10 protein-coding genes, 1 tRNA gene and 1 pseudogene are annotated in these 8,239 nt (G+C 45.3%); 8 read left to right on the forward strand and 4 right to left on the reverse strand.

Annotation, left to right across the window (positions count from 1 at the left end; genetic code table 11):
* The first annotated feature begins 13 nt into the window (after nucleotides 1-13).
* Entirely contained in the window at nucleotides 14-790 is a 777-nt protein-coding gene (gene fabI, locus H532_RS0113670; RefSeq protein ID WP_027725937.1) for an enoyl-ACP reductase FabI, read from the forward strand.
* A gap of 212 nt (nucleotides 791-1,002) precedes the next feature.
* Here fabI and H532_RS20450 read toward each other — a convergent pair whose 3' ends face one another.
* Nucleotides 1,003-1,143, reverse strand: a complete 141-nt coding sequence (locus H532_RS20450; RefSeq protein ID WP_155995065.1) for a hypothetical protein — start codon at nucleotides 1,141-1,143, stop codon at nucleotides 1,003-1,005.
* Nucleotides 1,144-1,349: 206 nt separating this feature from the next.
* On the opposite strand from H532_RS20450, the gene H532_RS0113680 reads away from it, so the two are divergent.
* From H532_RS0113680 to H532_RS0113690, 3 genes are all read left to right on the forward strand, one after another.
* Nucleotides 1,350-2,531, forward strand: a complete 1,182-nt coding sequence (locus tag H532_RS0113680) for a BMQ_0737 family morphogenetic spore coat protein (RefSeq protein ID WP_027725938.1) — start codon at nucleotides 1,350-1,352, stop codon at nucleotides 2,529-2,531.
* A 144-nt stretch (nucleotides 2,532-2,675) separates the two neighbouring features.
* Nucleotides 2,676-3,638: a hypothetical protein gene (locus H532_RS0113685; RefSeq protein WP_027725939.1), complete on the forward strand. Its 963-nt coding sequence runs from the start codon at nucleotides 2,676-2,678 to the stop codon at nucleotides 3,636-3,638.
* A gap of 83 nt (nucleotides 3,639-3,721) precedes the next feature.
* The gene (locus tag H532_RS0113690) at nucleotides 3,722-4,063 is read left to right on the forward strand and encodes a hypothetical protein (protein WP_027725940.1); all 342 of its coding nucleotides are present in this window, start codon (nucleotides 3,722-3,724) and stop codon (nucleotides 4,061-4,063) included.
* Nucleotides 4,064-4,318: 255 nt separating this feature from the next.
* Here the strand turns inward: H532_RS0113690 and H532_RS0113695 are convergent, their stop codons facing one another.
* Nucleotides 4,319-5,014 carry a DUF421 domain-containing protein gene (locus H532_RS0113695; protein ID WP_027725941.1) on the reverse strand — a complete coding sequence of 232 codons (696 nt, stop codon included), beginning with the start codon at nucleotides 5,012-5,014 and terminating at the stop codon, nucleotides 4,319-4,321.
* Between the two features lie 295 nt (nucleotides 5,015-5,309).
* Here H532_RS0113695 and H532_RS0113700 point away from each other — a divergent pair, with 295 nt between their 5' ends.
* A complete protein-coding gene (locus tag H532_RS0113700) occupies nucleotides 5,310-5,819 on the forward strand; it encodes a 2'-5' RNA ligase family protein (RefSeq protein ID WP_027725942.1) in 510 nt (169 codons plus the stop codon).
* 57 nt (nucleotides 5,820-5,876) lie between these two features.
* Entirely contained in the window at nucleotides 5,877-6,302 is a 426-nt protein-coding gene (locus H532_RS0113705) for a GNAT family N-acetyltransferase (RefSeq protein ID WP_027725943.1), read from the forward strand.
* 81 nt (nucleotides 6,303-6,383) lie between these two features.
* Here H532_RS0113705 and H532_RS0113710 read toward each other — a convergent pair whose 3' ends face one another.
* Nucleotides 6,384-7,124 carry an alpha/beta hydrolase gene (locus H532_RS0113710; protein ID WP_027725944.1) on the reverse strand — a complete coding sequence of 247 codons (741 nt, stop codon included), beginning with the start codon at nucleotides 7,122-7,124 and terminating at the stop codon, nucleotides 6,384-6,386.
* A 104-nt stretch (nucleotides 7,125-7,228) separates the two neighbouring features.
* On the opposite strand from H532_RS0113710, the gene H532_RS19000 reads away from it, so the two are divergent.
* Together H532_RS19000 and H532_RS0113720 are read left to right on the forward strand one after the other, a co-directional pair.
* On the forward strand, nucleotides 7,229-7,780 hold the full coding sequence (locus H532_RS19000; protein WP_038112565.1) for a phosphatidylglycerophosphatase A family protein: 552 nt from the start codon (nucleotides 7,229-7,231) through the stop codon (nucleotides 7,778-7,780).
* Between the two features lie 128 nt (nucleotides 7,781-7,908).
* A tRNA-Val gene (locus H532_RS0113720) sits at nucleotides 7,909-7,984 on the forward strand.
* A gap of 120 nt (nucleotides 7,985-8,104) precedes the next feature.
* Here H532_RS0113720 and H532_RS20875 read toward each other — a convergent pair.
* A pseudogene (locus H532_RS20875) lies at nucleotides 8,105-8,239 on the reverse strand (site-specific integrase); the annotation flags it as partial.

Consider the following 8,239-nt stretch of genomic DNA (forward strand, 5'->3'; position numbering starts at 1 on the left):
GGAGGAATAGCGGATGACATTATCATTAGAAGGAAAAACATTTGTCGTCATGGGCGTGGCCAATAAAAGAAGCATTGCCTGGGGGATTGCCAAAGCTTTACATAACGCCGGGGCGCGATTAATTTTTACATACTTGGGCGAACGCTTTAGAGACGGTGTCCAACAGCTCGTTGATACTTTAGGCAATGAAGAACATTTTCTTCTCCCGTGCGATGTGTCGAGTGATGAACAAATTGCTGCTTGCTTTAACACCATTAAAGAAAAAGTGGGTATCATTCACGGCGTAGCCCATTGCATTGCTTTTGCCAATAAAGAAGATTTGGAAGGGGAGTTCGTGGATACGAGCCGTGATGGCTTTTTGCTCGCCCATAACATCAGCGCCTATTCATTGACGGCTGTCGCAAGAGCGGCTCGTCCGCTGATGACAGAAGGCGGCTCTATTTTGACTTTGACCTACCTTGGCGGCGAACGGGTTGTCAAAAATTATAATTTGATGGGCGTTGCCAAGGCTTCACTTGACGCTAGCGTCAAATATTTGGCGAATGACCTTGGCAAAGACGGCATCCGTGTGAACGCGATTTCAGCCGGTCCCATACGGACCTTGTCAGCAAAGGGGATCGCTGACTTTAACAGTGTGTTAAAGTTAATCGAGGAGCGCGCGCCGATGCGCCGTTCGGTCACTCCTGAAGATGTCGGTCATGCGGCAGTATTTTTGATGAGTGATTGGGCGACGGCGATTACCGGTGAAACGCTTCATGTCGACAGCGGATTCAACATTATTGCCATTTAATATTGCGTAAACAACGACAAGCACCCGAAACAGAATGACAGAAACGCTTGCTATTTAAAATTGAGAAAACGAACACCTGGCTCTGTCTTGCCTTTTAGGTAGTGGCAGAGCCTTTGTTGTCTTAGACGGTCAAAATGACCCCTTTATTTACTAGTACTAAAAAAGCACGGTGGTTCCCGCTATCATGAGGCGTTCCACCGCGCTGTTTATTGTTAATACATCCCTTTTTTTACCGTACCCCCGCATCCACAGCGCCTCACCGGGCCTCGGGAGACCATTCTTTGTCCGCTTCCCCTTGCCACACGGCGCCGCTTGACTTCTTTATAAAGCGTCAACACTTCTGATTTTTTCAAAGGCACCACCTCATTTTTAATCTATTCCGGATCCTTCCCATCCGTGCTCCATGATCACCCGTTTCAATGTATCTGACTTCTATGGCTCTTAAGCCTATCGCCGTTTTCAAAATGGGCGAAGTGACAGGTGCCAACGCCCCGGTCTTATCCATACTATGTAATGAATCAACCAACAATGTATTTGTTGAGTGGAAAGGAAGGTAAGGATGGGTAACATTCATAAACCGAGGAAGGTCATGAAGGCGGCGAACAGTCTTCAAGAAGAATGCATACGCGTCCCAAAAGTGTATGACTGGGTCACAGATCAGCTAACCGTCAGCAAAACCGTTCGGTTTGATCGCCATCAACTTGAAGCCATCGAAGAAGCGATGTCTGACCCCAATCGTCGTCCGCTCAGAATCATATGCAAAACGCCGAAGACACCGCCGCTTTTCCCGCTAAATCAAAGCGATCCTCGTCTCATAGAAGAGCGCGGTTTCTTCTGCGAGCAAGTAGGGGAAAAGCAAAATGTCACCGTACCGGTTGCGGGTGAATTTACGGAAGCACAACTTGTTGACCTCTTATTCAATGCAGAAGTAAAAATAAAAGTCATTGATCGCCATGGCGATGTCGTCACCGAAACGAAAGTCGATGTGGCTGCCATGGAATCCTTTGTTCTCTGCTTCCCGGATGGCACGGATTTATTATGCCGGGTGTCGAAAATCTTCTGCCGTATTTCAACGGGATCTTTATTATTAAACAATCCGTGCCCGGAAAGCTTTAAAGTCGAAGTCACCTTCTGCGTCGATGTTCAAGTCGAGGCCGAAGTCAAACTCGAAGTGTTGGCGAAATTCTGCTCGCCAAGGGAAAACAACATTGTTGCTCCAGAGATCATTAACCAATGCCCGCCGATCGAGTTTCCAGCTCAATGCCCGTCGATTTTCCCACAAAAAAATTGTGATTGCGAAGCGATGGGTGAAGCGAGCGGACCGACTGCAAAGCATGCGACGGAACAAGGGGAAGCCGGCATCAATCTCCATATTTGCCCAAATTGCAGCCTAACTGACAGTGAATTTGAGTTCACCTTTGATGACAGAGAAACAAGTGACGGACTGAAAAACATCAACTTTACCGCGACCAGTTTTGACCCCGAAACACTTGAATGCCAACCCTGTGAAGATGGTTTGAAGTTAATTATCAGCGGTGAAGGGGTCACAAGTGACGGACGTCAGCTAGATTTCAATCTCGCTGTTCTTGATAGCCCGAACGGGGATAAATTCCATGTTCAATTGATTAACGAAAGGAATGGCAAGATTGTTTTTGACACCGGTGTAGTAGATGTGACGGAAGGCGAGCTGACAGTGGAAGATTGCGTCACCTTCCAAGATCTCAAATTTAAGGCGCTATAAATAGGTGTCATCAGCGGGCCAACACGTCCGCTGATGATTCCTGATTTTTTCTCATCATTTTTACAGATTGCCCAAGCAACCGAAACGGGACAGTGAACATATGCTGTATATAGATGCATTCACTATCTCCGAGGGGGCGAGGGCTTGGAAGAACAAAAACGAGGTATAAGCGTCGCACGCCTCATAGACCGGGAACGTTTTTACAAAGAGAAGGCATTGCGCCTTGAAAAAAATTTTATCTTCGCGAATGAAAGAATTTCGGCTTTGGAAGAAGAAGTTCGAACATTGACACAAGCTTATGAAGCGCGAGAAAAAGAATACCACGACGTGCGGGCACAGTTTGATCAGATCAAAGCGCTTTATGAAACACTGAAAGAAGATTATGCCAAAGAAACGGCAAACAATCAGCAACTCACAGAAGAACTTTTACAATATAAAAATCGATTCGGTACGGATGCCGATAGAAACGCGCTTGATGAGAAAGTGAAAGGCTTTGAACGCTTGCTTAATGATATGCAGCGGGAGATCAATGAAAAGGATCGGGAGCTGAATCATTATCGGAAGCGCGTCACCATTCTTGAGAAACGGTTAAAGCTTCACGCGGCAACCTCCTTAAACGAGCCGCCAAGTGTAGATGCCGATTTTATACAGCGGTCGGCTGTGGAAGCGATCGCCTATATGGATTATGCCCTGATCGACCGAGAGCCTCGTGCGATGGTTCGCGGGAACTTAACGATTGAAAATAAGGGATCTAAGGCGCTTTCCACACCGTACATCTGCTTTCGTTTTAATCCCGGAGATGCCGCCATTCTCAAAGGGAGAATTAAAACATGGGAGACCGTCGAAACCGAGATCAATGATCGTGACCATTGGGAATGGGTCTATCTTGACAATGATTGGGCAAAAGAGGCGAAGGAACGGGGCGAACTATGGATTGCTCCAACCGCACCCTTTGCCATTCTTCCGGGGGAGCGGGTCGAACTTAACGATTGGCAAATACCGATCGAAAGAAGGTTTTACGAACATTTGACCGTTGAAGTGTTTGTCTTTTTTGAGAAAAACGACTATCGCATAAAAGGCGTTAATAAAATCGCTTTAAATTTTTAAAAAAGTTGCGATAGGCCGTTAACCATACAAGATTCATGATAAATGCATATATTGGTCACGAAACCATTTCAGGAGGGATAACGATGTCTGAAGGTAAGAAGAAAAAGCGGGAGCTGCACGTCGACACGTTGCATATCCATGCTAACGAAGTCGTCTTCCATACACCGGATGGCCGCACCGTTCCGTTTACGGGACCGTTTACTTTTCCGTTCACTCCGCCAGGCAGCACACCGGCAGGCGCTCCCGGCGGAACGGACGACGCTCAAGGCAATGCGCCGCAAGGGCCTCAGCGCGATTTCTGGGGTTTCCCGTTACCGCCGATGCCGCAAGCCCAAGGCAATGCCGCGCCACCGGGTGATAACACCGATGGCAATCCAAATAACCAACAAGGCACCCAACAAGGTCCGCCTCCTGGCTGGATCTGATCAGCACATGACTCATAGGGGGTCTGTCCCGCCAAATAAGCGTTTGATGGCGGTCTTCCATGCAAACCGCATGAAACGCGTGGTGGGGCGAGGCCCCCATTTTATGGGTCGTTGGTAAAACTTCTCTGAAGGAAAAACGTTTGGTCTAAAGACTGTTTTCCTCATTGGTGTGAGGACCGAGGAACCTATAATTCGGGTAAAACGCATCCAGCTAAACTGAGCGGAACGGCTGTAGGAAGACGCTTCTGTCAGCCGTTACTTGGTGTCACCTTTATAGATGGGTTGTACATAAAGACCGTTTACTGCGTCATATTCGGCTAACATCACCTCTCTGATACTTGGAATACCTCGCATTTGCAACTCCCCAATTAACCAGTTTTCATCTTTATGGATAATATCTAAGTTGTTTTTAATTAAAACACCGTCGCTAATCAGTGTTAAAGGTAACTCAGCGGTTTTGATCGGCAGGTCAAGGTCCATGCGTTTGACGTTTTCAAACAAAGGATTTTTGATGACCGAGAGTTTGCCGTTCGGTTCAAGTATAGCGAAAGCGACTTCCCGTATGGAGAAAATGTTTTTTTCTCGTAAAAGCGTTTGCAGCCTGTTCACGTCAATTTTATTTTTTTTCATGGAGGATCTGAGGATTACACCATTATTAATTAAAAGACTTGGTTTGCTCTCAAAAATCCCCCGCAAGCGATTGAATTTAAGTGTTAGAAAATCAATGCTGTAGATTAAAATTCCCCATAAGACGATGACGAATAAAATTTTCCCTAGATGAATGTTATCATCATAAATGGCTCCACCGACAAATTCACCAAGTACCAATGCGGCAACAAAATCAAACGGGGTGGCTTCTGAGATGGAGGAGCGCCCGATCACCTTTGTCAAAACGAGTAACGCGAAAAAACCGACCACGAGTTCAACCGTAATTTCCAAATAGCCTTTCACGCAACCACCTCCCGTGACAGTTTGCATTGAAAAAGCGTTTTTTATACTGGTAAAATAAATTTTTTCACGCCAGCATATGGACTATATCAGCTCAATCTCCCCATAAAAGGCTTGCACGGGTAAGAAAATATCCTTTTTAGTCCAATATATGGGCAATGAAGGCACTGCCTTTGTCTTTAAAGCTTGGCAGAGCCAGGTTTTCTTTTCTCAGTCGGACCAAAGTGACCCATGCCCTTGGAGATTTTCGCAAAAAATGTTATAATCTTTTTATATATTCAGAAAAGGAGGTTAAGAGATGAAATATGGTATTGCCTTATTCCCGTCGAAAGATTTACAAGACCTCGTCAATCGCTATCGCAAACGCTATGATACGCACTATCCTTTGATTCCGCCGCATATCACCGTCAAAGAGCCTTTTGAGTTACAAGAAGGCGAAGTGGAAGCTTTTATAAAAAAGGTGCAAGCGGCCAAAAAAGGCATCGGGCCGATTCGACTCGTCGCAAGCCGCGTCCATTCTTTTTGGCCCGTTAACAATGTGATTTATTTGCGAGTGGAGGATTGCGCGGCTTTGACGGAACTCCACGAACGTTTACACGGCCCCGATTTTCCCAATACAAAAGCCTACCGCTTCGTCCCACATATTACGATTGCACAAGACCTTTCGGATATCGAACATAACGACATTTATGATAGACTAAAAATGCTTTCCTTTTATCATGAAGAGATGATTGATACCTTCCACCTCCTGTATCAGGACGACACTGGAATGTGGCACGTCCGCGAGACATTTAAGCTTGGAGACTAAAAAGTTTAAGCCATCCCGTGCACCCTATTTTTGAAAGTTGGAGGAGAATCAGACAACATGGAAGTCATCACGGTAAAAACAGATGCTCAATATCAGGATGCATTAGCCGTCAGACAGGAAGTATTTGTACATGAACAACACGTCCCACCGGAACTCGAAATCGATGAATATGAGGAGCGGGCGGTACACTTTGTCGCCTATGACAATGGTAAACCAGTTGGGGCTGGTCGCTACCGTAAGAAGGGTGATGCTGCTAAAGTCGAGCGGATTTGTGTTTTACAAGCGAGACGCGGGGAACACATTGGGGAAGCCATAATGGAAGCCATTGAAAAAGAAGCTTACCGTGCCGGATTTTCAACTTTGATTTTAAATGCACAATCCCACGCCATCGGTTTTTATGAAAAGCTTGGGTTTGAGATCACTTCTGAGGAATTTGAAGAGGCAGGCATTCCGCATGTGGAGATGAGAAAAACGATTCGCTGACTGAATGAAAAAACAGCCCTTAATAAAAGGCTGTTCATCCAAGTTGCATGTCATAGGGGCACCCTGTACCCCTGATATCTTCTATAAAGCTTCATAAGCGAGCATGGTGCATAGGGCGTCCGATAAGTCGTCTTGCCAAAACGTCCAAGTATGGTTTCCATCGTTTTCGACATATTTGTAAAAGCCAAGTTCTTTTTGCACAAGGGTTTCGTGCAACAAGCGATTGGGACGGAGAAAGTCAGCGCGCGTGCCCCGAGTCGTCATGACCGCTGTTTCGTTGACCCCAATGGAGTGGTAGATGGAAAGTTGCGGGGCCAAGCGAAAATTCCTCACGTTTTCAATGATCGCGTCATTGACATAAGGAGATTGCAAGATGACGTTTCCGAATGTATGCGGATAGCGTAGCGCACATGTCAGGGAAAAGGTCGCGGCCAAAGAGTCTCCGATGAGGAATCTGCCGCCTGCTAACTCGTCAATGGCATACTGTTTCGATAAAGCGGGGAGAAATTCGCGAATCAAAAATTTTATGTAAGCTTCATGGTGGCGGCCTTCGGGATGATACTTTTCCCAACGCTCCATTTTATCGGTATAGGGAAGCCCTACAATCACTGTATGGCGCATTTTCCGTTCGGAAATGAGCCGTTCGGACAAACCGGCAATGCGGCCGAGATTGAAATAGTCCTGACCATCCAATGCAATCAACACAGGGTAAGTATATAAAGGCGAATAATGCGGCGGAAGATAAACCCGCGCTTCGATCATGGTATTTAACACTAGGCTATTAATACGAAAAGCTTCCATTGTAGGTTTGTCATTAATCATAGTATGCCTCCGTCGTTTCATCATCTTCAGCTATCTTAACATAAAATGAATAATGATGGTGCACATGACAGACATAAACGTCACGCATAACAGGGGGAATCACCATGAAAGAGCGGGTGCACAGCCGGGATGTCAAAAAGGCGGTCTTTTCTCTTCTTAAGGAAAGGGGTGTCGCGCTTTCGGACATCGCCGAAATCGTCTATGAAATGCAGTCGCCATATGCACCGAATTTAACTATGCAAGATTGTTTGGAAAGCGTATTGGCTGTTCTTGAAAAAAGGGAAATGCAACATGCATTGCTCGTTGGAATTGAATTGGATAAATTAGCAGAGGAAGGGAAACTTTCGGAGCCGTTGCAATCCATTGTCGCTCAAGACGAAGGGTTATTTGGTATCGATGAAACCATCGCAATCGGTGCGGTATACGGTTATGGGAGCATTGCCGTTACAACGTTTGGATATCTCGACAAGGCGAAAACGGGCATTATAAAAAAACTTGATAACAAAACCGGGCGTGGTGTCCACACTTTTTTGGACGATCTTGTGGCGAGCATTGCTGCCAATGCCTCGAGTCGATTAGCGCACCACCTTCGAGATGAAGAAGAAGCGCTATTCGATGCATCAAATAAAGCCGAAGATGAACCAACCACCGGATAGCAAGTTATACGGGGGAAAACCTGTATTTTTATCGGCACGAAAAAAATTTTTAAAAACCCCTTGACGAATGAAACAAAGGCGTGTATAGTTATAGTTGTCCTTTGAAATTCCAAAAAATCTTAAAAAATGATCTGCTAGCTCAGTTGGGAGAGCACTACCTTGACAGGGTAGGGGTCACAGGTTCAAGTCCTGTGCAGGTCACCATACATAATCTTTGAGTAACGTGCTTTTTCGAGAGATTGTCTCCGAGGAAGTGCGTTTTTTATTTATAAAAAGTAACAAAAAAAGTAACAAAAATAAAAGTAACAGGTTTTTTATAAAATGTTACTCAAAAATATCATCAATCTTTTGTACAGCTTCTTTTTGCATTGTCGGTAAAACATGTGAATACGTATCTAAAGTAATTTTTACATTAGCATGTCCTAATCTTTCCGAAACTACTTTAGGATTTACCTTTTT

The organism is Tuberibacillus calidus DSM 17572, assembly GCF_000430685.1.
GTDB classification, from domain to species: Bacteria; Bacillota; Bacilli; order Bacillales; family Sporolactobacillaceae; genus Tuberibacillus; species Tuberibacillus calidus.